At 66.0% G+C, this 23713-nt stretch carries 26 protein-coding genes; 18 read left to right on the top strand and 8 right to left on the bottom strand.

Features of this window, described 5'->3' with window-relative positions:
• Positions 1-54 precede the first annotated feature (54 nt).
• From ACP7AI_RS03545 to folP, 4 genes are all read left to right on the top strand, one after another.
• Entirely contained in the window at positions 55-639 is a 585-nt protein-coding gene (locus ACP7AI_RS03545) for a ribonuclease HII (RefSeq protein WP_426164139.1), read from the top strand.
• A gap of 196 nt (positions 640-835) precedes the next feature.
• A complete protein-coding gene (locus ACP7AI_RS03550) occupies positions 836-1906 on the top strand; it encodes a site-specific DNA-methyltransferase (protein WP_426164142.1) in 1071 nt (356 codons plus the stop codon).
• 102 nt (positions 1907-2008) lie between these two features.
• Positions 2009-4078, top strand: coding sequence for a M13 family metallopeptidase (locus tag ACP7AI_RS03555; protein ID WP_426164145.1), 2070 nt, complete (start codon positions 2009-2011; stop codon positions 4076-4078).
• Positions 4079-4095: 17 nt separating this feature from the next.
• A complete protein-coding gene (folP, locus tag ACP7AI_RS03560; RefSeq protein ID WP_426164147.1) occupies positions 4096-5046 on the top strand; it encodes a dihydropteroate synthase in 951 nt (316 codons plus the stop codon).
• Between the two features lie 3 nt (positions 5047-5049).
• On the opposite strand, the gene ACP7AI_RS03565 is transcribed toward folP, so the two are convergent.
• The gene (locus tag ACP7AI_RS03565; protein ID WP_426164149.1) at positions 5050-5613 is read right to left on the bottom strand and encodes a hypothetical protein; all 564 of its coding nucleotides are present in this window, start codon (positions 5611-5613) and stop codon (positions 5050-5052) included.
• Positions 5614-5773: 160 nt separating this feature from the next.
• Here ACP7AI_RS03565 and ACP7AI_RS03570 point away from each other — a divergent pair, with 160 nt between their 5' ends.
• The 4 genes from ACP7AI_RS03570 to ACP7AI_RS03585 are packed head-to-tail and all read left to right on the top strand — an operon-like array spanning position 5774 to position 8853.
• The gene (locus tag ACP7AI_RS03570; protein WP_426164151.1) at positions 5774-5929 is read left to right on the top strand and encodes an aa3-type cytochrome c oxidase subunit IV; all 156 of its coding nucleotides are present in this window, start codon (positions 5774-5776) and stop codon (positions 5927-5929) included.
• A gap of 37 nt (positions 5930-5966) precedes the next feature.
• On the top strand, positions 5967-7094 hold the full coding sequence (locus tag ACP7AI_RS03575; RefSeq protein WP_426164153.1) for a Re/Si-specific NAD(P)(+) transhydrogenase subunit alpha: 1128 nt from the start codon (positions 5967-5969) through the stop codon (positions 7092-7094).
• Positions 7095-7105: 11 nt separating this feature from the next.
• Positions 7106-7420, top strand: coding sequence for a proton-translocating transhydrogenase family protein (locus tag ACP7AI_RS03580; protein ID WP_426164155.1), 315 nt, complete (start codon positions 7106-7108; stop codon positions 7418-7420).
• Between the two features lie 11 nt (positions 7421-7431).
• Positions 7432-8853 (top strand): NAD(P)(+) transhydrogenase (Re/Si-specific) subunit beta, encoded by a 1422-nt coding sequence (locus ACP7AI_RS03585; RefSeq protein ID WP_426164158.1) that lies wholly within the window; start codon positions 7432-7434, stop codon positions 8851-8853.
• 29 nt (positions 8854-8882) lie between these two features.
• Here ACP7AI_RS03585 and msrA read toward each other — a convergent pair whose 3' ends face one another.
• From msrA to ACP7AI_RS03605, 4 genes are read right to left on the bottom strand one after another with little or no spacing between them, the layout of a single operon-like run.
• Entirely contained in the window at positions 8883-9551 is a 669-nt protein-coding gene (msrA, locus tag ACP7AI_RS03590) for a peptide-methionine (S)-S-oxide reductase MsrA (protein ID WP_426164160.1), read from the bottom strand.
• Between the two features lie 4 nt (positions 9552-9555).
• Positions 9556-10059 carry a peptide-methionine (R)-S-oxide reductase MsrB gene (gene msrB / locus ACP7AI_RS03595; protein ID WP_426164162.1) on the bottom strand — a complete coding sequence of 168 codons (504 nt, stop codon included), beginning with the start codon at positions 10057-10059 and terminating at the stop codon, positions 9556-9558.
• A gap of 31 nt (positions 10060-10090) precedes the next feature.
• Positions 10091-11257, bottom strand: a complete 1167-nt coding sequence (locus ACP7AI_RS03600; RefSeq protein WP_426164164.1) for a DUF3089 domain-containing protein — start codon at positions 11255-11257, stop codon at positions 10091-10093.
• A 1-nt stretch (position 11258) separates the two neighbouring features.
• On the bottom strand, positions 11259-13295 hold the full coding sequence (locus ACP7AI_RS03605; protein WP_426164166.1) for a 3-hydroxyacyl-CoA dehydrogenase NAD-binding domain-containing protein: 2037 nt from the start codon (positions 13293-13295) through the stop codon (positions 11259-11261).
• A gap of 132 nt (positions 13296-13427) precedes the next feature.
• On the opposite strand from ACP7AI_RS03605, the gene ACP7AI_RS03610 reads away from it, so the two are divergent.
• The 8 genes from ACP7AI_RS03610 (at position 13428) to ACP7AI_RS03645 (ending at position 20256) form a co-directional block, all read left to right on the top strand.
• Positions 13428-13745, top strand: a complete 318-nt coding sequence (locus ACP7AI_RS03610; RefSeq protein ID WP_426164168.1) for an FtsB family cell division protein — start codon at positions 13428-13430, stop codon at positions 13743-13745.
• Positions 13746-13816: 71 nt separating this feature from the next.
• Positions 13817-14875: a pyruvate dehydrogenase (acetyl-transferring) E1 component subunit alpha gene (pdhA, locus tag ACP7AI_RS03615; protein ID WP_426164170.1), complete on the top strand. Its 1059-nt coding sequence runs from the start codon at positions 13817-13819 to the stop codon at positions 14873-14875.
• Entirely contained in the window at positions 14872-16317 is a 1446-nt protein-coding gene (locus ACP7AI_RS03620; RefSeq protein WP_426166546.1) for a pyruvate dehydrogenase complex E1 component subunit beta, read from the top strand. Before pdhA ends, ACP7AI_RS03620 begins: the two co-directional genes overlap by 4 nt.
• A complete protein-coding gene (locus tag ACP7AI_RS03625; protein WP_426164172.1) occupies positions 16314-16733 on the top strand; it encodes a hypothetical protein in 420 nt (139 codons plus the stop codon). Before ACP7AI_RS03620 ends, ACP7AI_RS03625 begins: the two co-directional genes overlap by 4 nt.
• Positions 16734-16761: 28 nt before the next feature.
• Complete coding sequence (locus tag ACP7AI_RS03630; protein ID WP_426164174.1) at positions 16762-18087, top strand: pyruvate dehydrogenase complex dihydrolipoamide acetyltransferase; 1326 nt, start codon at positions 16762-16764, stop codon at positions 18085-18087.
• The gene (locus ACP7AI_RS03635; protein WP_426164176.1) at positions 18084-18503 is read left to right on the top strand and encodes a hypothetical protein; all 420 of its coding nucleotides are present in this window, start codon (positions 18084-18086) and stop codon (positions 18501-18503) included. Before ACP7AI_RS03630 ends, ACP7AI_RS03635 begins: the two co-directional genes overlap by 4 nt.
• The gene (lpdA, locus tag ACP7AI_RS03640; RefSeq protein ID WP_426164178.1) at positions 18503-19897 is read left to right on the top strand and encodes a dihydrolipoyl dehydrogenase; all 1395 of its coding nucleotides are present in this window, start codon (positions 18503-18505) and stop codon (positions 19895-19897) included. The genes ACP7AI_RS03635 and lpdA overlap by 1 nt, the downstream gene beginning before the upstream one ends.
• Positions 19898-19905: 8 nt before the next feature.
• Positions 19906-20256 (top strand): hypothetical protein, encoded by a 351-nt coding sequence (locus ACP7AI_RS03645; protein WP_426164180.1) that lies wholly within the window; start codon positions 19906-19908, stop codon positions 20254-20256.
• A gap of 4 nt (positions 20257-20260) precedes the next feature.
• Here ACP7AI_RS03645 and ACP7AI_RS03650 read toward each other — a convergent pair whose 3' ends face one another.
• Positions 20261-20920 carry a carbonic anhydrase gene (locus ACP7AI_RS03650; RefSeq protein WP_426164182.1) on the bottom strand — a complete coding sequence of 220 codons (660 nt, stop codon included), beginning with the start codon at positions 20918-20920 and terminating at the stop codon, positions 20261-20263.
• A gap of 126 nt (positions 20921-21046) precedes the next feature.
• On the opposite strand from ACP7AI_RS03650, the gene lipA reads away from it, so the two are divergent.
• Both lipA and ACP7AI_RS03660 read left to right on the top strand, forming a co-directional pair.
• Positions 21047-21958: a lipoyl synthase gene (lipA, locus tag ACP7AI_RS03655; RefSeq protein WP_426164184.1), complete on the top strand. Its 912-nt coding sequence runs from the start codon at positions 21047-21049 to the stop codon at positions 21956-21958.
• On the top strand, positions 21958-22440 hold the full coding sequence (locus tag ACP7AI_RS03660) for a type II toxin-antitoxin system RatA family toxin (protein ID WP_426164186.1): 483 nt from the start codon (positions 21958-21960) through the stop codon (positions 22438-22440). The genes lipA and ACP7AI_RS03660 overlap by 1 nt, the downstream gene beginning before the upstream one ends.
• On the opposite strand, the gene speB is transcribed toward ACP7AI_RS03660, so the two are convergent.
• Positions 22409-23203 carry an agmatinase gene (gene speB, locus ACP7AI_RS03665; protein WP_426164188.1) on the bottom strand — a complete coding sequence of 265 codons (795 nt, stop codon included), beginning with the start codon at positions 23201-23203 and terminating at the stop codon, positions 22409-22411. The genes ACP7AI_RS03660 and speB overlap by 32 nt on opposite strands.
• Before the next feature lie 7 nt (positions 23204-23210).
• Complete coding sequence (locus ACP7AI_RS03670) at positions 23211-23705, bottom strand: CinA family protein (protein WP_426164190.1); 495 nt, start codon at positions 23703-23705, stop codon at positions 23211-23213.
• Positions 23706-23713 lie beyond the last annotated feature (8 nt).

Here is a 23713-nt window from a genome sequence, read left to right on the forward strand (position 1 = left end):
CCCGCAAGGGGAGAGGGTGTTTCGTTTGCCCATGAAATCCGGATCGGCGGGCGGGTGGCCGGCGTCGACGAGGCGGGGCGCGGGCCCTGGGCCGGGCCTGTGGTTGCCGCGGCTGTTGTCCTCGATCCCGATTGCTATCCCGAGGGCCTGAACGATTCGAAGCAACTGACGGCCGAGCGCCGCGCCGCTCTGCGCCTGCTGCTGCAGGACTGTGCCGAAATCGGCGTCGGCATGGCGTCGGTCGAGGAAATCGATCGCCTCAATATCCATTGGGCGACGATGCTGGCGATGGAGCGGGCGGTCGCGGCGCTGCCGAAACCCTGCAACCATGTTCTTGTCGACGGCAACCGCCTGCCGCGCTGGTCACATACTGCGACGGCAATCGTCGGTGGGGACGCGCTGTCGCTGTCGATCGCCGCTGCCTCGATCATCGCCAAGACGGTGCGCGACGCGATCATGGAGGAGCTGTGCCCGCAGCATCCGGGTTTCGCCTGGCGCAGCAACAAGGGCTATGGCACGCCCGAGCACGCCGCCGGGCTGCGCGCGCAGGGGCCGACGCTGCACCACCGCCAGAGCTTTGCGCCCGTGCGCGGATGGCAGACTCTGGAGCCCCGGCGGTTCCGGAAATCCGCCGGCTGAGTCTTTTCGGCAACACGCCAGTGCTGGTGGTGCCGTAGGCCGCCGGACTCAACATGCGGTTGTCTGGAGTCGTTTCGGAGCGAATCGCGCCAACGCAATGATTCAGCGGCGATTCGCCCGGACGCCGCGTGCGGGTTGACGGCGATTCGGCGATGACTCATGGCGATTCTCGAGCGTTTTTCGAGAAGGCCGGACCATGGAAAAAGACCGCATCATATTGGGCGACTGCATCGCCGCCATGAATGCCATGCCCGAAGCCTCGGTCGACCTGGTCTTTGCCGACCCGCCGTACAATCTCCAGCTCGCGCACAACCTCCACCGCCCCGAAGGTGGCAAGGTCGCCGCGGTCGACGACGACTGGGACAAGTTCGCCTCCTATGCCACCTATGACGAATTCACCGTCGCCTGGCTGACGGCCGCGCGTCGCATCCTGAAGCCCGATGGCGCGATCTGGACGATCGGCAGCTATCACAACATCTTCCGCGTCGGGGCGGCGCTGCAGGATGCCGGCTACTGGATCCTCAACGACATCGTCTGGCGCAAGGCCAATCCGATGCCGAATTTCAAGGGCACGCGCTTCACCAATGCCCATGAAACGCTGATCTGGGCGTCGAAGTCCGAGAACTCCAGGTACAAGTTCAACTATCACGCCATGAAGGCGATGAACGACGAGCTGCAGATGCGGTCGGACTGGCTGATCCCGATCTGCACCGGCGGCGAGCGATTGAAGACCGACGGCGTCAAGGCCCATCCGACGCAAAAGCCCGAGGCGCTGCTCTATCGCGTGCTGCTCGCCTGCACCGAGCCGGGCGACCTGATCGTCGATCCGTTCTTCGGCACCGGCACGACCGGCGCCGTCGCCAAGCTGCTCGGCCGTCATTTCATCGGCATCGAGCGCGAGGAAAAATACGTGAAGGTGGCAGAGGCGCGCATCGCCGGGCTGCTGCCGCTATCGGGCGGCGACATGACGGTCAGCCAGGGAAAGCGCGCCGAGACGCGCATCCCGTTCGGCAGCCTGGTCGAATCGGGGCTGGTGCGCCCCGGCACCCGGCTCATCGATCCGCAGCGTCGCCATCATGCCGAAGTGCGCGCCGACGGCTCGCTCAGCATGGGCGCCAAGACGGGCTCGATCCACCAGCTCGGCGCCGCGGCGCAGGGCCTGCCAAGCTGCAACGGCTGGACATTCTGGCACATCGAGGAAGCCGGCAAATTGGTGCCGCTCGATGCCAAGAGGGCCGTCTATCGCGCCAGCGTCGGTGTGGCCTGAGGACTCGGATTGCTCTGCCGATTGGGGCTGGTCGACGCAGGTCTTTACAGCCGCCGTACTAATTGGATAACACGCCGCATCAATCTTTTGCGGGGAGTTTCCATGGCTCGTTCCTTTCTCTTGCGCGCTTCGGTCGCCGCGATGCTGGCGACAACGATGCCGTTCGCGCCGGCGCTTGCTGCCGACAGCGTCGCTGCGGCCGGCAAGCCCGAGCTTGGCAGCTTCGGCATCGATCTGGCCGGCATGGACAAGAGCGTCACGCCCGGCAACGACTGGGTCCGCTATGTCAACGGCACCTATATCGAGAAGCTGGAAATTCCAGCCGACAAGTCGAACTATGGCATGTTCACCAAGCTGCGTGACCTCAGCCAGGAACGTACGCGGACCATCATCGAAGGCGCTGCCGAAGGGGCGAAGACCGCGCCGAAAGGTAGCGAAGCCCAGAAGGTCGGCGACTGGTACGCCAGCTTCATGGATGAAGCCGGCATCGAGGCGAAGGGTGTCGCGCCGATCAAGCCGCAGATCGACGCCATCGCTGCAATCAAGGACAAGGCCGGGCTCGCCCGCTTCATCGGCGATGCCAGCCGCAACGGCATCGACACGCCGATCGGCGTCGGCGTTCAGCCGAACTTGAAAAACCCCGATGTCATGGCGGCCTATGTCGGCCAGGGCGGCATCGGCCTGCCCGACCGGGACTATTATCTCGACGACAAGAACCCGCGCTTTGCCGAAGTGCGCGCCAAATATGTACCCTATATCGCGCAGATGCTGACACTGGCCGGCGTTGCCGATGCGCCCGCCAAGGCGCAGGCGATCTATGATCTCGAGAAGAAGATAGCCACGGCGCACTGGACGCAGGTCGAGCAGCGCCAGGTCGAGAAGCTGTACAACCCCGTCGCTGCCAACGGCGTCGCCGCCGCCTATCCCGGCGTTGCCTGGGCCCCGCTGATCGAGGCTGCCGGCCTGTCGGCGCAAAAGGAACTGATCGTCGCCAACCCGAGCGCCATTGCCGGCGCCGCGAAGCTGATCGACAGCGAGCCGCTCGACACCTGGAAGGCCTATCTGCAGTTCCATACGCTGCGGGCGGCCGCGCCTTATCTGCCCAAGGCCTTTGTCGATGCCAATTTCGCCTTCAACGGCACGGTGCTGAACGGTCAGCCGCAGAACCAGCCGCGCTGGAAGCGGGCCGTGGACAACACGTCGGGGGCGCTCGGCGAGGCCGTCGGCAAGCTGTATGTCGCGCAGTATTTCCCGCCGGCGTCGAAGGCCAAGGCCGATGAACTGGTGAAGAACATCATCCTCGCCATGGACGATCGCCTCGCCAACCTGACCTGGATGGATCCCAAGACCAAGCTGCAGGCGCGTGCCAAGCTGGCGGCGTTCACGCCCAAGATCGGCTATCCGGACAAGTGGCGCGACTATTCGGCGCTCGAGGTCGTGCGCGGTGATGCGCTGGGCAACGCCATGCGGTCCTCGCGTTACGAATACCAGCGCCAGCTCGACAAGGTCGGCAAGCCGATCGATCGCAGCGAATGGGGCATGACGCCGATGACGGTGAATGCCTATGCCAACCCGTTGTGGAACGAAATCGTGTTCCCGGCCGCCATCCTGCAGCCGCCGTTCTTTGATCCCAATGCCGACCCGGCAGTCAATTACGGCGGCATCGGCATGGTCATCGGCCACGAGATCAGCCACCATTTCGACGACCAGGGCCGCAAGTTCGACAAGGAAGGCAAGCTGGCGGACTGGTGGACCCCCGAGGATGTGAAGCGCTTCACCGCGCTTACCGACAAGGTCGTCAAGCAATATGCCGCCTATGAGCCGCTGAAGGGCACGCATGTGAACGGCGAGCTGACGCTGGGCGAGAACATGGCCGATCTTGCCGGCATTACCGTTGCCTATGATGCTTACAAGCGCTCGCTGGGGAATTCGAAGGGCCGCGTCATCGACGGTTACACGCCCGAACAGCGATTCTTCCTCGGCGCCACCCAGATCTGGCGCCAGAAGTATCGCGATGCCGCACTGCTGCGCGGACTGACGACCGATCCGCATACGCCGGGGCACTATCGCCCCTATGTCGTGCGCAATCTCGATAGCTGGTACGCGGCGTTCGATGCCAAGCCCGGCGAGACCTATTTCCTGGCGCCGGCCGACCGGGTGAAGGTCTGGTAACCCGATATTATCGCCCGGTGGCGCTCGGCGACGGGCTGCCACTGGCGGGCGGCCGGCTGCGCTTCGCCCGGGTCGAAATTTCGGCCCGCGGGGAGCGGGCGCGGATCGTCGACGCCGAACAGGTCGATACCGACGTGCTGGCGCGATTGGTTGCGCCGCGCGCGGCGATTGCGGGGCTGCCGAGTGGCCGGACAGCGGTGATGGGGATATTGAACGTCACGCCTGACAGTTTCTCCGACGGCGGCCGCCATGCCGCGCCCGAGGTGGCGATCGCGGCAGCGCGGGCGATGGTGGCGGCAGGGGCCGACATCATCGACATCGGGGCTGAATCGACGCGGCCGCGGGCGGCGCTGGTCGACCTGGCCACCGAACGCGCTCGGCTGGGGGCCGTGCTGCCCGGCCTGTCGGGGCTGAACTGGAGCATTGATACCCGCAAGGCGGCGGTGATGGCGGATGCGATCGACGCCGGGGCGGCACTGGTGAACGATGTTTCGGCGCTGGCGCACGATCCCGACGCGCTGGCGCTGGTGGCGGCGCGGGGCTGCCCGGTGGTGCTGATGCATGCCCAGGGCGAACCGGCGACGATGCAGGAGGCGCCGCGCTATGCCGATGCGCTGCTCGATGTCTATGACTGGCTGGCGGCGCGGATCGACGCCTGTGTGGCGGCGGGCATTGCGCGCCACCGCATCATCGCCGACCCGGGCATCGGATTCGGCAAGGATGTGTCGCATAATCTGGCACTGCTGCGCGGGCTCACGCTGTTCCACGGCTTGGGCGTGCCGCTGCTGTTGGGGGCGAGCCGCAAGCAGCTGATCGCGCGCCTCGCTGGCAATGTCCCGCCCGATGATCGGTTGCCAGGCAGCCTGGCGCTGGCGCTGCACGCCGCCGCCTGTGGAGTACAGGTGGTGCGGGTCCATGATGTCGCGGAAACGGTGCAGGCGCTCGCGGTCGCCCGGGCGATCCAGTGACGGCTAGAGCCGGCCGCCGAAGACGGCGCCGGCGTGGACATTGGCGATACATGCCATCGCCTTGCCATGGACCAGGGTCCATTGCGGGATGTTGCGGACATCGGCGTCGGGATATTGGACGTGGGATGGCATGGCAGCGTTGTGCGGGATATTCGGAAACACCTTGATGATGAGGCCCTTGCCGACGCCGTCGTTGATCCGGCGGAGGGAGTCGCCGAAGATGCGGTACAGTTCGGCATCGGCGGCGGCGTCGCTGCCGTGGCGAACGAGCAGCTCGCCGCGCAGCAGGTCGCGGCGAGGCACCATCGCCCCGGCGTCGCGGTAAAGCTGGCGGCCGCCCGAATAGCGGGTCTGGTCACCCCAGGTAAAATCGTCGGGCCCGACCTTTTCCACCATCCGCAAGAGGCTGTAGCCCTTGGCCAGCCGGCCGGCGTGGTAGCCCAGGCGACGTTCGATCGCGGCCGGGGGCTGGCCGGCGATGGCGTCGAGCACGGTGATATCGCCCCTGATGCTGCGATAGTTCCGCCCCACCACGAATTGATGGTCGCTGGTTTCCGGCTGTTGCATTGCTTCCCCCTGCGGCGAGCGTAACGAAGTCGCAGGGCACGGACAATCGCCATGCCCTCGCGGAAGCGCCAGCTTGTGCAATGCAGCGTGACATCTTCACAGCGGTGTAGCATCTGCTATTGGGCAAAGGCGCGAGGGACGCGTATCAATGACAACGGGAATGATCATGGCGAACGACGGCAACGAGCCGGCAGAGGGCACGACACCGGGCACCAACCACCGCCAGACCTATGATTCCTTCATGACGGTCACGAAATGGGCCGTCATCCTGATTGCGATCGCGCTGATCCTGCTGGCCGTGTTCCTGGTCCGTTGATCGCCGAACGCCGCGCACAAGACGAAAAGGGCTGGGAATGAAGATCGCCGTGCTGCGCGAGACCGCCGACGCTGAACCCCGCGTCGCTGCCACGCCGGAAACCGTCAAGAAGTTCATCGGCCTGGGGGCAACGCTCGCCGTCGAGGCCGGGGCCGGGGCGGGCGCCAACATTTCCGACGCGGCCTATACCGAGGCCGGCGCCACTGTCGGTGACCGCGCGGCAACGATTGCCGATGCCGACCTGATCATCGGCGTGCAGGGGCCGGCCGCTGCCGACCTGCCCGGCGTCAAGCAAGGCGCGATGCTCGCCGCCATCCTGTCGCCGTTCGCCGATCGCGCCCGCATCGACGGCTATGCCGCCGCGGGCGTGACGGCGATGGCGATGGAATTCATGCCGCGCATTACTCGCGCCCAGTCGATGGACGTGCTGTCGTCACAGTCCAACCTCGCCGGTTACAAGGCGGTGATCGACGCGGCCGAAGCCTATGGCCGCGCCTTTCCGATGATGATGACCGCGGCCGGCACGATTTCGGCGGCGCGCGTGTTCGTCATGGGCGTCGGCGTTGCCGGCCTGCAGGCGATCGCGACGGCGCGGCGCCTGGGGGCGCTGGTTTCGGCGACCGACGTGCGCTCGGCGACGAAGGAGCAGATTGAATCGCTGGGTGCCAAGGCCATCTTCGTCGAGAACGTCAAGGGCATCGAGGGTGAGGGCAGTGGCGGCTATGCCACCGAAATGTCGGACGAATACAAGGCAGCGCAGGCTGCATTGGTGTCGAGCCACATCGCCAAGCAGGACATCGTCATCACCACCGCGCTGATCCCCGGGCGTCCGGCGCCGCGGCTGATCAACGACGCACAGCTGGCATCGATGCGCGCCGGCAGCGTCGTCGTCGACCTGGCGGTCGAAAGCGGCGGCAACGTCGAAGGTTCGAAGGTCGGCGAGACGGCGGTCGTCCATGGCGTGAAGATCATCGGCCACAAGAATGCCGCGGGGCGCCTCGCGGCCGATGCGTCGGCGCTGTATTCGCGCAACGTCTTCAATCTGGTCAACGCCTTCTGGGACAAGGACGCGAAGGCCGCGGCGTTCACCGCCGATGACGAGATCGTCAAGGGCATCAAGCTGACCGAGGGCGGCAAGGTCGTCCACGAACGCCTTTCGGCCTGAGGAGCAGAGCCATGGAATTCCTGTCGATCTTCTCCATTTTCGTGATGGCCTGCTTCGTCGGCTATTATGTCGTCTGGTCGGTCACGCCGGCGCTGCACACGCCGCTGATGGCGGTGACGAATGCGATTTCGTCCGTCATCGTCGTCGGCGCGCTGATCGCGTCATCGGCGGCAGCGGGCGGGTCCGAAACGTCGAAGTGGCTTGGTCTCCTCGCGGTGGTACTGGCCAGCGTCAACATCTTCGGCGGCTTTGCCGTCACGCGGCGGATGCTCGCGATGTACAAGAAAAAAGACAAGAAGCCGGTCGTCCCGGCAGCGGCAAAGTAAGGGCCCGATCGATGGAACATGCTGCCGCCGCTGCCACGCCTGCCTGGGCCATGCTCGCCTATCTGGTCGCGGGCGTGTTGTTCATCCTGTCGCTGCGCGGCCTGTCGTCGCCGGAGTCGTCGCAGCAGGGCAACCGTTATGGCATGATCGGTATGGGTATTGCCGTCGGCACAACGCTGATCCTGCACCAGGTTGGCCTGCCGCTGATCATCGGCGCAATCGTGATCGGCGGCGGCATCGGCTATTACATCGCGCAGAACATCAAGATGACGGCGATGCCGGAACTGGTTGCCGGCTTTCACAGCCTGGTCGGCATGGCCGCCGTGCTGGTCGGTTGCGCCGCCTATCTCAACCCGGCGGCCTTCGGCATTCTGGATACCGTCACCGGCGAGATCTATGGCGTCAGCCGGGTCGAAATGGGGCTGGGCGTGGCCATCGGTGCCATCACCTTCTCGGGTTCGGTCATCGCCTTTCTCAAGCTTTCGGGCCGCATGGGCGGCAATCCGATCATGCTGCCGGGCCGCCATGTCATCAACCTCGGCCTGCTCGCCGCCATCCTCGGCCTGGTCGCCTATTTCGTCGCGGACCAGAGCCCCTGGGTGTTTTGGACGATCACCGCGCTCAGCTTCGTCATCGGCTTCCTGCTCATCATCCCCATTGGCGGCGCCGACATGCCCGTCGTCATTTCGATGCTCAACAGCTATTCGGGCTGGGCGGCCGCGGCGATGGGCTTCACGCTCGGCAACACCGCGATGATCATCACCGGCGCCCTGGTCGGCTCGTCGGGTGCGATCCTGAGCTACATCATGTGCAAGGCGATGAACCGCAGCTTCATCAGCGTCATCGCCGGCGGCTTCGGCGACGCCGGCGGCGCCACCGACAAGGGTGCGGCGATCCAGAAGGCGTACAAGGCCGGATCAGCCGAGGACGCGGCCTTCATCATGAAGAACGCCGAGAGCGTCATCATCGTGCCGGGTTACGGCATGGCGGTCAGCCAGGCGCAGCATGCGCTGCGCGAAATGGGGGACCTGCTGAAGAAAGAGGGCGTTTCGGTCAAATACGCCATCCACCCGGTCGCCGGCCGCATGCCCGGTCATATGAACGTGCTGCTCGCCGAGGCCAATGTACCCTATGACGAGGTCTTCGAGCTCGAGGACATCAACAGCGATTTCTCGCAGGCCGATGTCGCCTTCGTGATCGGCGCCAACGATGTCACCAATCCGGCCGCCAAGACCGACAAGACGTCACCCATCTATGGCATGCCGGTCCTCGACGTCGAAAAGGCCAAGACCGTGCTGTTCATCAAGCGCTCGATGGGCGGGGTCGGCTATGCCGGCGTCGACAACGAGGTCTTCTACATGGACAATACGATGATGCTGCTCGCCGACGCCAAGAAGATGGTGGAAACCATCGTCAAGAACCTCGGTCACTAGCGCTCGCGCGCTTGCTGTAGCGCAGGTGGCTAGCTGGCCGCCTTGTCGCTCCACAGTTGCGGGAAGATGCGCTTCAGCCCGTCGACCTTCGGAATGTCGTTGATGGCGATGTAGGGCTGATCGGGATTGGCGCGCAGATAATCCTGGTGGTAGCTCTCGGCAACGTAGAAGGGTTTGCCGGTTTCGATCGTGGTGACGATGCCGCCGGGCCAGGTTCTGGCCAAGGTCAGCTGGGCGATATAGGCCTTCGCCAGCTTCGCCTGCTCGGGGGTCTGCGGGAAGATCGCGCTGCGGTACTGGCTGCCGCGATCGGGTCCCTGGCGATTGAGCTGGGTCGGATCGTGCGCCACCGAAAACAGCACGCGCAACAGCGTACCATAGCTGACCCTGGCGGGATCGTAGCGGATTTCGACGGCTTCGGCGTGGCCCGTCCGGCCGGAACTGACGACGTCGTATGCCGCCGTTTGCCTGGTGCCGCCGGCGTAGCCCGATCGGACCGACTGTACGCCCTTGATGCGTTCGAACACGCCCTCGACGCCCCAGAAGCATCCGCCGGCGAACACCGCCGTTTGGAGCGGGCCACGCTTCAAGACGACATCGGCAGACGGCGCCGGCGCCGCAACCATGCGCTCGGCCGCGAGCGAGCAGCCGGCGCTGCCGAGCAGGGCGGCGGCCATCAGGATGCGGAGCGTGGTCATCGGATCAGGCCTTGGCAGGAGAAAAGGTGAGTGCGGCACCGTTCATGCAATAGCGCAGGCCGGTCGGCTTGGGACCGTCATCGAAGACATGGCCGAGATGGCCCCCGCAGCGTCGGCAATGGACCTCGGTGCGGGTCATGAACGGAATGCTCTTGTCGACGGTCGTGCCGACGGCGTTGGCGAGCGGCGCGTAGAAGCTCGGCCAGCCGGTGCCGCTGTCGAACTTGGTGCTCGACGCGAACAGCGGCAGCGCGCAACCCTTGCAGGCAAAGGTGCCGGCGCGATGTTCGTCATTCAGCGTCGAGCTATAGGGGCGCTCGGTCGCCTCGTGGCGCAGCACGTCATAGGCGAGGCCCGGCAACTTCGCGCGCCACTGGGCATCGGTCAGCGCATAGGTGAACTTCGTCGTGCCCGCGGCAAGCGCCGGCTGTTCGATGAAGCTGCGCAGGAAGGGCAGGGCGGCAACGCCGGCAAGTCCGGCAGCGAGGATGGTTCGGCGATCGGTCATGCCCCAATATACGTGGCCGGCGACCAAAAGGTTACGGCGCTGTCGCCGCACCCTTGTTGCGCGCCAGCCAGGCCTTGCCCTGTTTGTCGGCGAGCACGAGCATGTCGCCCTGGACGACATTGACGTCGACCAGATGCAGCCCCCAGTCCGCAAACACCTGCCCGCCGACGACGACATCGCCACCGATGTCGTCGATGCGCGGGTCGGCGGCGTCGGCATCAGTGCGGATGGCGAGGACATTGGCGCCGTCGACCGCCTTGCACTCGGCGGACAGCAGCCCCGGCAGCGTGACGAACGGCGAGGCGATCCGGGCATTCTTTGCCCAGGGCCGCGGCGGCGTGGTGTTGTCGACGATGGCGGGGCCGGCAGGGAGCAACGGATGCGCGGCGCCACGGCCGCCGGCAAGCGCCGCCGGGTTGGTGCAGCCGACCGTCATGCCAGCCTCTGTCGTGCGGCCGAAACGGCTGTTCGCGGGCGGCGCGGCCCCGTCGCGAAAGGAGACCCAGGCGAGGACGCAGCCGGTCTGGTCGTCGCGGCGGCACAACGGCGTCGATTTGAGATCGCCGCCGACATCCTTGCCGACGGGCACAAGCACATTATGGCCCGGGATATAGGCGGCGATGAGTTGTTTGGCGGCGGGCTTGCCCTCGATGGCGTTGGCGAGCAGCGCCTTCAACACGCCGCTGCCCTGGCTATGGCCGACGAGGACGACCCCGCGACCGCTGTTGTCGCGCGACAGATAGCTGGCCCAGGCGGCGGCGACGTCGCGATAGGCCATCGTGCGGTCAGCGTCGCTGGGCTGGCCGGTCATCACGTCGCGCAGCGCCTTGAGCGTCACCTGGCGATACAGCGGCGCAAACGGCCGGCAGACGTTGCGGAACGCGGCGAACTGCACGCGTGCGACGTTGGTTTCGGCCGGGTCGGCGACCATGTCGCTGTTGCCGGTCCGGTCGGTCGATACGGTTGGATAGACGTAGAAGCAGTCGAATTCCGGCTCGCGGGCCGGCGCCGCCGGCGTCACCGCCGTCAGCTTGCCATCGGCGGCGACGCTGGTGGTGCCGAGGTCGGCGGCACAGGCGTCCGCGCGGCCGGGCCGGCACAGCCAGCTCGCATCCTGGGCATAGTCGGGCGCCACATATTCGGCGGCCGGCAATGCAGCGGGGGTGGCAAGGAGCGCGGCAACGAGGAAGCTGCGCATGTTACCAGCCGGCCTTCAGGCGGGGCGATACGTCCATGCCCATCCGCTCCAGCGCCGCGGCGATGGTCTCGCGACCGGCGTCGTGTTCGGCCCAGAACATCGGGCCGCCGCGATAGACCGGCCAGCCATAGCCGTTGATCCAGACGATATCGATGTCGCTGGCGCGCTGGGCCATGCCCTCGTCGAGGATCTTGGCGCCTTCGTTGACCATCGGATAGAGGCAGCGCTCGAGGATTTCCTGGTCGTCGATCTGGCGGCGATTGATGCCCTTTTCAGCGGCATAGTCGTCGATGATCTTCTCGGCGACCGGCGAGGGGGTGCGATTGCGGTTCTCGTCATAGTCGTAGAAACCGTGGCTGTTCTTCTGCCCGCGCAGCCCGGCCTCGCACAGCCGGTCGCGGACGGTTTCGCCCTTCGACGTTTCCGTCGACCAGCCGATGTCGAGCCCGGCAAGGTCGGCCATCTGGAACGGGCCCATCGGAAAGCCGAAATCGGTCAGCACCCGATCGACATCGGACGGTCGGGCACCCTCCAGGATCAGCTTGTTGGCCTGTTCCTGGCGCTTGCCGAGCATGCGGTTGCCGATGAAGCCGTGGCAGACGCCGGAGACGACGCCGATCTTGCCGATCTGCTTGCCGATGGCCATGGCGGTGGCGAGCACCTGCGGCGCGGTCTTGGCGCCGCGCACGACCTCCAGCAGCCGCATGACGTTGGCCGGCGAGAAGAAGTGCATGCCGAGGACGCTCTCGGGCCGCTGCGTGCTGGCGGCAATCTCGTCGACGTTCAGATAGCTGGTGTTCGACGCGAGAATGGCGCCGGGCTTGGCGATGGCGTCGAGCCGGCCGAAGATCTGCTTCTTGATGTCCATGTTCTCGAACACCGCTTCGATGATCAGGTCGGCTTGCCCAAGGTCTTCCAGCGCCAGCGTCGGGGTCAACCGGCCCATGCGCGCCTCGACCTCCTCCGAGCTGAACCGGCCCTTCCTGGCGCTGTTCTCGTAGTTGCGGCGGATCACGGCGACGCCGCGGTCGAGCGCCTCCTGCTTCGTCTCGACGATGGTGACGGGGATGCCGACCGACAGGAAATTCATGGCGATGCCGCCGCCCATGGTACCGGCGCCGATGATGCCGACCGATCTGACCGGCAGCAGCTCGGCCTTGGGGTCGAGCCCGTCGATCTTGGCGGCCTGGCGCTCGGCGAAAAAGACATGGCGCTGGGCGGCGGACTGCAGCCCGCCCATCAACTTCATGAACTCGCTGCGTTCGACGCGCATGCCCTCCTCGAAGGGCAGGGCGACCGCAGCCTCGATGCACTTGATATTCGCCTCGGGGGCCTCGAAGCCGTTGAAGGCGCGGGCATTGGCCTTGCGGAAGTCGGCGAACATCGGCGCCAGCGAGGCGGCATCGCCGCCCAATTTGCTGTTGTCGTCGCGGACTTTCTTGAGCGGCCGGCCTTCGGCGACGACCTTGCGGGCAAAGGCGACAGCGCCGGTGGTCAGGTCGCCGTCCACGACCTCATCGACCAACCCGGCTGCGAGCGCGTCGCGGGCATTCATCTGTGCGCCGCTTGTGGTCATCTCGACGGCCTTTTTGGCGCCGACGATGCGCGGCAGCCGCTGGGTGCCGCCGGCGCCGGGCAGCAGCCCCAGCTTAACCTCGGGCAGCCCGAACTTCGCCTTGGCATCGCTGACGCGGTAATGGGCGCACAGCGCGACCTCCAGGCCACCGCCCAGGGCCGTGCCGTGGATGGCGGCGATGACGGGGACGGGGGCACCCTCCATGGCATCCTGAACGGCGTGCAGCGAGGCACCGCGCGGCGGCTTGCCGAATTCGGAGATGTCCGCGCCGGCGATGAAAGTGCGGCCGGCACAGACCAGCACGACCCCCTTGACGGCGGCATCACCGGCGATGGCGGCAAAGGCGCCGGCGAGGCCATCGCGGACATCGGCGCTGAGAGCGTTCACGGGGGGCGAATCAATCGTGACGACGGCGATATCGCCATCCTTGCGCAGGTCGACGACGGTGTTGATGGCGGTCATGGCGACTCTCCCCAGAGACAGTGTTTGCGACGGTCATAGCAGGGTCGCCACGCGAGGCCAGCCTTCTCCGCTCCCTTGGCCGGGGTGGGGAGACGTTGCGTCCCTCGCTGCGAAACGGTATCGCAATCGACGATGGAATCGCGTGCTGTCCTCGCCCGTTACCTGCGCGCCGCGGCGCTGCCGGCGGTTTGCATCCTGCTGATCGGCTATTTCGTCAGCCACGCCATTTCAGGGCCGACAGGGGTCATCGCGTGGAAGGGCTACAAGACGGAGCGCAACCAGTTGCAGCAGCAGGCCGCGGCTAGTGCCGAGGCCAAGGCGGCGCTCGATCGCAAGGTCCGGCTGCTCGATCCGCGGCGGGTCGATCCCGATCTCGCCGACGAGCTCGTTCGCCGCAACCTCAACGTGGTGAAGCCCGACGAAGTCGTGGTGCCGCTCGATACCAAATAACCCCATGCGGGGTTGAAGCGGACGGGGGGAGGCTCCTATAGCGGGGATGCTTCACCGGAAAGGCGTGTTTCATGGCTCGGACCGTAACGAAAATGGCCGCCACCGCTTCCAACCCAGTTCCCGAGCATAATTGGCCGCGGCCCGACGAACCGGTCCGGCACAAGCCGACCAGGGACGAGCTGCTCGGCTTCTACCGCGACATGCTGCTGATCCGCCGCTTCGAGGAGCGTGCCGGGCAGCTGTACGGCATGGGGATGATCGGCGGTTTCTGTCACCTGTATATCGGGCAGGAGGCTGTCGTCGTCGGCATCCAGGCCGCGCTCGACAAAACCGATTCGGTTATCACCGGCTATCGCGACCATGGCCATATGCTTGCCGCCGGCATTCCTGCCAATGCCGTGATGGCGGAACTGACCGGGCGCCAGGCCGGCATTTCCAAGGGCAAGGGCGGATCGATGCACATGTTCAGCGTCGAACATGGCTTTTACGGCGGCCATGGCATCGTCGCGGCGCAGGTGCCGCTCGGCACCGGCCTCGCCTTTGCCCACAAATATCGCGGAGATGGCGGCATCGCGGTTACCTATTTCGGCGACGGCGCATCGAACCAGGGCCAGGTTTACGAGAGCTTCAACATGGCCGAGCTATGGAAGCTGCCGGTGATCTTCGTCATCGAGAACAACCAGTACGCCATGGGCACCAGCGTCAATCGTTCTTCGGCCGAAGACCTGCTGTATCGGCGCGGCGAGAGCTTCCGGGTGCCGGGGCTGCAGGTCGACGGCATGGACGTGCTGGCCGTGCGCGGCGCGGCGCAGACCGCAGTCGAATGGGTGCGCGCCGGCAAGGGGCCATTGCTGCTCGAACTGAAGACTTACCGCTACCGCGGCCATTCGATGTCGGACCCGGCCAAGTACCGCAGCCGCGAGGAAGTCCAGGCGATGCGCGAGAAGAGCGACCCGATCGAACAGGCCAAGCGCGAGATCATCGAGGCCGGCTTTGCCGATGAGGTGGCGTTGAAGGCGATCGACAAGGAGGTGCGCGACATCGTCACCGCCGCCGCCGATTTTGCCGAATCCTCGCCGGAGCCCGAGGCGTCCGAACTTTACACCGATGTGCTGGTGGGAACCTACTGATGGCCGAGATCAAGCTGCCGGCCATGTCGCCGACCATGGAGGAAGGCACGCTGGCCAAATGGCTGGTGGCCGAGGGCGACACCGTCAAGCCGGGCGATGTGCTCGCCGAGATCGAGACCGACAAGGCGACGATGGAACTGGAGGCCGATGACGGCGGCGTGGTGCAGAAACTGCATGTCGCCGCCGGCAGCGAGGGCGTGAAGGTGGGCACGCTGATCGCGACGATTGCCGGAGAGGATGAAGAGGCTGCGCCGCCGGCGCCGAAGGCGGAAGCCAGGAAGGCGGTCGGCGAAGAGGCTGTTGACGAAGAGGCTGGGGCCGCGCTCGAGCCGGGCGCATCGCCGGAACAGGCGCAGGCTGTAACGGCCGCTGCGCCGCCGAGCGCCGACCCCAAGGCGCCGCCCAAGGTCAGCCCGCTCGTGCCCGACGAGGGTGTGCCCGACACCGGTGCCGCCGACGGCCCGACGAAGCGTCAGACCGTCCGCGAGGCGCTGCGCGATGCGATGGCCGAGGAAATGCGGACGACGCCCGAGGTCTTCGTGATGGGCGAGGAGGTCGCCGAGTACCAGGGCGCCTACAAGGTCACGCAAGGGTTGCTCGAGGAGTTCGGGGCGCAGCGGGTCGTCGATACGCCGATTACCGAATATGGCTTTACCGGGCTTGGTACCGGCGCCGCGATGGGCGGGTTGCGGCCGATCATCGAGTTCATGACCTTCAATTTCGCCATGCAGGCGATCGATCACATCATTAATTCGGCGGCAAAGACCAATTACATGTCGGGCGGCCAGATGCGCTGCCCGATCGTGTTCCGCGGGCCCAACGGCGCCGCCTCGCGGGTGGCGGCGCAGCACAGCCAGAATTACGGACCCTGGTATGCCAGCGTGCCGGGGTTGATCGTTATCGCGCCATACAGCGCCGCCGACGCCAAGGGACTGTTGAAGGCAGCGATCCGCTGTCCTGATCCGGTGGTATTCCTCGAGAACGAGCTGCTTTACGGCCAGAGCTTCGACGTGCCCGAGGGCGATGTCGTTGTCCCGATCGGCAAGGCGCGCGTGGTGCGTGAGGGCAAGGACTTGACGCTGGTCAGCTATTCGATCGGCGTCGGCGTGGCCCTCGATGCGGCGACGCAGCTGGCCGAGCAGGGCATCGACGCCGAGGTCATCGACCTCAGGACGCTGCGGCCGCTCGACACGGCGACGGTGCTGGCGTCGCTGAAGAAGACCAACCGCATGGTCGTGGTGGAGGAAGGCTGGCCGACCTGTTCGATCTCCAGCGAGATCATCGCGGTCGCGATGGAGCAGGGGTTCGATGATCTCGACGCGCCGGTGTTGCGGGTGACCAATGTCGACGTGCCGCTGCCCTATGCGGCGAACCTCGAGAAGCTGGCGTTGCTCAAGGTCGAGGATGTCGTCAGCGCGGCGAAGAAGGTTTGTTACAAATGACGACAAATCCCCGCTGCCGCCAGTTCCTGGACGGCTTCCACGCTTTCGCGTCGGAGGCGGGGCTGAGCCCCAGCGAGCCGAAGGGGACGAACAATTCGATCCGCTTTCCAGCCATCGGCGAGGCCTCGCACATCGGGGTCAGCGTCATCAGCGATAGCCTCAGGGTCAATCTCAACAACGATCTGGACCAGGACCGGTCGATTTTGAACAAGCTGCACGCCGACCGGGATGCTTTTCAGGGTGCGGTCGGCGAAGTGCTGGACTGGGACAATCCGGACCCGGCTCGCAGCCGGTCGGTGATACGCGCGTCGCGCCCTGGCGGCTATATGTCGGAAGCTGCCGACTGGACCGGGCACTATGCCTGGGCTGTCGGCGTCGTCAGCGCTTTCGAACGCGAATACAAAGCCCGGGTTTGACCGGTCCAAGGCCGAGACTGGAGTAACGATGCCCATCGATATCACCATGCCAGCGCTGTCTCCCACGATGGAGACCGGCACGCTGTCGAAATGGCTCGTCAAGGTCGGCGATACCGTGACGTCGGGTGACGTGCTCGCCGAGATCGAAACCGACAAGGCGACGATGGAGGTCGAGAGCATCGACGAGGGGACGGTGGCAGAGTTGGTCGTTGCCGCCGGCACGGAGGGTGTACCGGTCGGGCAGGTGATCATGCGGTTGAGCGGTGAGGGGGAGGCGGCGGCGCCGTCGCCGAAGCCGGCCGCCGAGGTGCCGCCGGCCGAGAAGGTCGAGGCACCCGAAGCGCCCAGCCCCGCAGCCGAAGCGCCGAAGCCGGCGCCTGTCGCGGAGAACCCGCCCCCTGCCGCTCCCATGCAGGGAGTGGAGAAGGAGGGGCGTGTGAATGCGTCACCGCTCGCCCGGCGGCTTGCCGAGGCGCAGGGCGTGGACCTGGCGGGCGTGAGCGGGTCCGGGCCGAACGGTCGCATCGTGCGGGCCGATGTCGACGCGGCGTCGGGCAAGCCGGCCGCCCCGGCGCTTGTTGCTGCAAGCGCGCCGGCCCCGGCCCCAGCCGCCGCAGCACCGCCGGCGCCGAAGCCGGCAGCCCCTGCGCCCGGGTTTGCCGATATTCCGCAGACATCGGAAAAGCTCGGCAACGTCCGCAAGGTCATTGCGCGCCGCCTGACCGAAGCCAAGCAGACGGTGCCGCATTTCTACCTGACCAGCGATGTGCGCATCGATGCACTGCTCAAGCTACGCGGGGAACTCAACAATGCCCTGGAGCCGCGCAAGATCAAGTTGAGCGTCAACGACATGGTCATCAAGGCGCTGGCGCTGGCATTGCGCCAGGTGCCCAAGGCCAATGTGTCGTTCGCGGGTGAAACGCTCGTCAGCTACCAGCGTGCCGACATCTCGGTCGCGGTGGCGGCGCCTTCGGGCCTGATCACGCCGATCATCGTCGGGGCGGACCTGAAGCCGATGTCGGTGATCGCCACCGAGATGCAGGCGCTGGCGGCCAAGGCGCGCGACGGGAAGCTGCAGCCGCATGAATATCAGGGCGGCACTGCCAGCGTGAGCAACCTCGGCATGTATGGCATCAAGCAGTTCGACGCGGTCATCAACCCGCCGCAGGGCATGATCCTGGCGGTCGGCGCCGGCGAGAAGCGGCCGTTCGTGACCGAAGACGCGCTGGCGATCGCCACGATCATGACGGTGACGGGCAGTTTCGACCATCGGGCGATCGATGGCGCCGACGGGGCGGAGCTGATGAGCGCGTTCAAGGCGCTGATCGAGAGCCCGCTGGGATTGGTGGCGTGATACCGGTCGATCAGTCCGCGACCTGGCGATCGATCAGGCATCTGATCATCATCGCGGTGGTGCTTCTGGGTGTGACCTTGCCAGCTTGGGGCATATTTGCCGGTGGCATGTTGCGCGATGGGAATGCCACTGGCGCCGCGGGCTTCTTCGGCATCGTCTTGGCAATCGTACTCATCCCGATTCTCATCGTGGGCGCATTCTCCATTGCGATGAGGCTGTTCGCGCGTCGCCTAGGCGCTGTATTGCATCCGGCCGCAGTCGCTGGGCTTGGGGGTATCCTTGGGACGACGTTGATGGCGGCCTTCACTTCGAACCTGTGGATGGCGCTGATCTTGGGCGTCATCCCGGGTGCCGCGGTATCGCTGGCTGTGCTGCCGGAAGGGCCGCGGCAAAAAGCTGGAACGGAAGCTGGATAATGTCTGACTCCTTCGATCTCGTCATCCTCGGGTCCGGCCCAGGCGGTTATGTCGCCGCCATCCGCGCCGCGCAGCTTGGCCTGTCCGTGGCCATCGTCGAGCGCGAACGCCTGGGTGGAATCTGCCTCAACTGGGGGTGCATTCCGACCAAGGCGCTGTTGCGCACGTCGGAAATCTATCACTACATGCAGAATGCCGAGGCCTATGGCCTGTCGGCGACCGGCGTGTCTTTCGACCTCGCAAGGATCACCGAGCGCAGTCGCAAGGTGGCCGGGCAGCTGAATGCCGGCGTAAAGTCGCTGATGAAGAAGAACAAGGTCACGGTCGTCGAAGGCGAGGGGCGTTTGACCGGAGCGACCGAGGTGACCGTCAAGACCGGCGCCGGCGATCGGGTGCTGGCTGGCAAGAACGTCATCGTCGCCACCGGTGCCCGGGCGCGGGACCTGCCCGGCCTGGCGGCCGATGGCCTGCGGATCTGGACCTATCGCCACGCGATGGTGCCGCCGGAAATGCCGACGAAATTGCTGGTCATCGGATCGGGCGCCATCGGGGTGGAGTTCGCCAGCTTCTACAACGACATGGGCGCCGACGTTACCGTCGTCGAGATGCTCGACCGCGTCCTGCCGGTGGAGGACGAGGAAATTTCCGCCTTCATGGCCAAGACGCTGACAAGGCAGGGCATGCGCATCCTGTCGGGGACCAAGCTCAGCGATGTGACGACATCGGCTGCCGAGGTGAAGGCGACGATCACCACCCCCGACGGCGAGGCGACCGTCGCGACATTCTCCCATGTCTTCGTAGCCATCGGCATCGTGCCGAATACCGAGAATATCGGCCTGGAGGCGCTCGGCGTTGTGACCGAGCGCGGGCACATCGCCGTCGACGGCTATGGTCGCACCAACGTGCCGGGCCTGCACGCCATCGGCGACGTGACCGGTCCGCCCTGGCTGGCACACAAGGCCAGCCATGAAGGCATTGTCTGCGTCGAAAACATTGCCGGCCTGAACCCGCATGCGTTCGAAATCTGGAATATCCCGGGCTGCACCTATTCGCGTCCACAGGTCGCCAGCGTCGGCCTGACCGAGTCGAAGGCGAAGGCGGCGGGGCATGACGTCAAGGTCGGCAAATTCCCGTTCATCGGCAATGGCAAGGCGATCGCGCTGGGCGAGGCCGAAGGTTTTGTGAAGACGGTGTTCGACGCCGCCACCGGCGAATTGCTCGGCGCCCATATGGTCGGCGCCGAAGTCACCGAGCTGATCCAGGGCTATGTCATCGCCCGTCAGCTCGAAACCACCGAAGCCGAGCTGATGGAGACGGTGTTTGCCCACCCGACGCTGTCCGAGATGATGCACGAGAGCGTCCTCGGGGCCTATGGCCGGGCGCTGCATTTCTGATCGCGGCAATGTCCCTGCTGTTGCTGCAGGGGCTGCCGCTGGTGCCACCGTCGCTCAGCGCCTTGTGCCCCAAGGCGCAGCCGGGGGAGATCGTCGTCTGCGCAAACCCGGACCCACCCAAGTCGCCATATCGGCTGCCGCTGCCGGTCGAGCGCGACGCGGACGACCCCGCCACCACCAGCGTGTCGCGCGAGCGCAACGCGCTGTTCGATTACGACGCGGGCGGCATGCACAGTTGCTCGACGGCCGGCGCGGCAGGCGGCTCGGGCTGCGGCTTCAAGCGCCACAAGAACTGGGTCGAGCAGCGCGCCGGCGCGCGTGATCCGCGCGGTCGCCTGTGGGACGTGCCGGCGAAATAGCGCTTCAGTGCGACAGGCCGGTCGAAACCGGCACGAAGCGGTCGGTCGCCGGATCGAGGACCCGCAGTGCACCGTCGGCAATGCCGAAATGAGCGCCGCGCAGGGTCAGCGTGCCGGCGGCTTCGCGTGCCGCTACAAACGGGAAGCTGCGGAGGTTGGCGAGGCTGAGCCGAATGGCGGCGAGCTCCAGAACTTCCTGGGCGTCGACATCGGGATGCGCTGCAGCCGCCTTCAGCGCGGCGTCGCGGGCAGGCTCGATCATGTCCATCCAGTGGTCGATGAAGGCGCCCGCGCCATGTTCCGCCCCGTCGAATTTGCCGGTCAACGAGGCGGTGATGCCGCCGCACTGGGCATGACCGAGCACGACAAGCTCCTCGACTTCAAGCTGGGTGACGGCGAACTCGATGGCGGCCGAGGCGCTGTGATAGCCGCGGTCGGTCTCATAGGGCGGGACGAGATTGGCGACGTTGCGAACGACGAAGACTTCGCCAGGGCCGCTGTCGAACACGCGGCTTGGATCAACGCGGCTGTCGGAACAGGCGATGATCATCACCCGCGGCTTCTGCCCGGCCGCGGCGAGGGCATCATAACGCTGGCGCTGCTCGACATAGGCGCCGCCCCGAAAGCGGCGGTATCCGGCAATCAGGTCGTCGAAGCCGGCCATCTGAACATCGTCCCCATCGGCCAATCGCCGCGCGAAGGGTTACGCAGCCCCGGCAACCTTGGCAAGATGACGCGCGGCGCGATGCACGCACTTGGATATCGCGGCCGTTGTCGCTATCTCCGGGGCATGATCGAGAACCCCGCTGCCCAGCTCCGCGCCCGCAAGCCCGATTGGCTGCGGGTTCGCGCGCCGACGTCGCCGGCCTTTGCCGAGACCCGGGCGCTGATGCGGCGGTTGAACCTCAATACTGTCTGCGAGGAAGCGGCGTGCCCCAATATCGGTGAGTGCTGGAGCCAGAAGCACGCGACGGTGATGATCCTGGGCGACACGTGCACGCGCGCCTGTGCCTTTTGCAACGTCAAGACCGGCATGCCGGGTCCCGTCGACCTGCTGGAACCGGCGCACGTCGCAGAGGCTGCCGGCGCGCTGGGGCTGGAGCATATCGTCATCACCTCGGTCGACCGCGATGACCTGCCCGATGGCGGCGCGCGCCAGTTCGTTCGGGTCATCGAGGAACTGCGCAAGCATGCCCCGAAGACGACGATCGAGATTCTGACCCCGGATTTTCGCAACAAGCAGAAGACCGCGGTCGAGATGATCGTTGCCGCTGGACCCGACGTTTACAATCACAACCTCGAAACCGTGCCGCGGTTGTACCCGACGATCCGGCCGGGCGCGCGCTATTATCACTCGCTGCGCCTGCTCGATCAAGTCAAGTCGCTCAATGACCAGGTTTTCACCAAGTCGGGCGTGATGGTCGGCCTTGGCGAGACCGGGCAGGAATTGCACCAGGTCTGGGACGACATGCGCTCCGCCGGCGTTGATTTCCTGACCGTCGGCCAGTATCTGCAGCCGACACCGCGGCATGCCAAGGTGGTCGAGTTCGTGCCGCCAGCGACGTTCGCAGCCTATGCTTCAGTAGCGCGTGCCAAGGGCTTCCTGCAGGTCGCTGCGTCGCCGCTGACGCGGTCCTCCTATCACGCCGGCGCCGATTTTGCCGAGATGCAGGCCAAGCGCCGGGCCAAAGCCGGCGCCTGATGCCGCGCCATTCCGAAACCCGGCGGCTGCCCTGGTCGCCCGAGCAGATGTTCGACCTGGTCGCCGACATTCGGCGCTATCCCGAATTCCTGCCCTGGGTCCAGGCGATGCGCATTCGCAGCGATGATGGGCAGACCGTCGTTGCCGACATGGTCGTCGGCTTCAAGATGGTGCGGGAGCGATTTACCAGCCGGGTGCTGCTTGAACGGCCCGCAAAGCTCCACGTTGACTATATCGACGGGCCGCTGAAATACCTGAAGAACGACTGGCATTTCCGCGCTGCGCCTGGCGGTTGCGACGTCGATTTCTCGGTCGATTTCGAATTTCGCAACAAGATGTTCGAGCGCCTCGCCGGCATGTTCTTCGGCGAGGCGTTCAAGCGGATGGTCGGCGCCTTCGAAACACGCGCCGCAGCGATCTATGGGCCGTCGGCCGCCCCGGCGGCGCCGCTCAACGTGACAGCAGCGCAGCCAGCTCCTTGACCAGCTTGGCGGCGACGACCGCCGTCATGTCGTTGATATCGCGCAGCGGGTTGTACTCGACGATGTCGGCACCGACGACCGGGGCCTCGACTGCTGCCAGCACATCGAGCACCTCCCGCACCGTCAGTCCTCCAGGTTCGTGGTGTGAGACTCCTGGCGCGAACGCCGGATCGAGGCCGTCGAGGTCGATCGAGATATAGACCGGGCCCGACAGGCGCGGGACCTGGTCCGGCCGGAAGCCGCGCATCGGCAGCACCTCGACTCCGAAGCGCGCCGCCTGGTCACGGCAATGGTCGTTCATGGTGCGGATGCCGACCTGGACCAGGCGGGTGGCAAGGCCGGCCTCCATGATCCGCGCAAAGGGCGATGCGTGGCTGCGCGGATTACCCTCGAAATCGTCGTAGAGATCGGGATGGGCATCGAAGTGCAGGATGCTGACCGGGCCATGATGCGCAGCGATGGCCTGGACGATCGGAAAGGTCACGGCATGGTCGCCGCCCAGCAGCAACGGCGCTTCGCCGGCGACGAGTGCGGCGACGACCGAGGCGGTGATGATCGCGTCGTCGCCGCCGTCCTCAAGCAGCGGCAGGTCCCCGGCGTCGTGAAAACCGATGCTGCCGCCAAGTTCGCCGCCGACTTCGGCAGCGAGGTTGCCATGCGACGAAAACAGCTGGGCGCGGATCGGTGCAGGCGCGCCGGCAGCACCGCGCAGGAAGCTCGAGTTGCGATCGGTCGGCACCCCGATCAGCCGGACGGTCTTCATGCCACAATCAGGCCTCGGGCAGCAGCAGGTTGAGCGCAACAAGCGCCGCCTGGCGGCGGATTTCGGCGCGGCCGAGGTCGCCGAACTGGCGAATGTCGGCGACAACGACATCGGGATCGCCATCGCGGGTGGCGCGGGCGAAGACCACCGTGCCGACCGGCTTCTTCGCGCTGCCGCCGCCGGGCCCGGCGACCCCGGTAACGGCGACGGCGATGTCGGCATGGCTATGCTTCAATGCGCCCTGCGCCATCGCCCAGGCGACGGCGATCGACACGGCACCGAAGGTTTCCAGGATGTCGCTGCTGACGCTGAGCGATTCCATCTTGGCTTCGTTCGAATAGGTGACAAAGCCGCGATCGAAAACGTCGGATGCCCCGGCCAGTTCAGTCAGCGCCGCCGCGACGAGGCCGCCGGTGCAGCTTTCGGCCGTGGCCACGGTCCGACCGAGGGCCCGATTTGCATCGATCACGTCCTTTGCGGCGGCGATGAGTTCGGGGTTCATTGGGCTCC

Origin of the sequence: Sandarakinorhabdus sp. DWP1-3-1 (genome assembly GCF_049896705.1) — a bacterium.
GTDB lineage: Bacteria > Pseudomonadota > Alphaproteobacteria > Sphingomonadales > Sphingomonadaceae > Sandarakinorhabdus.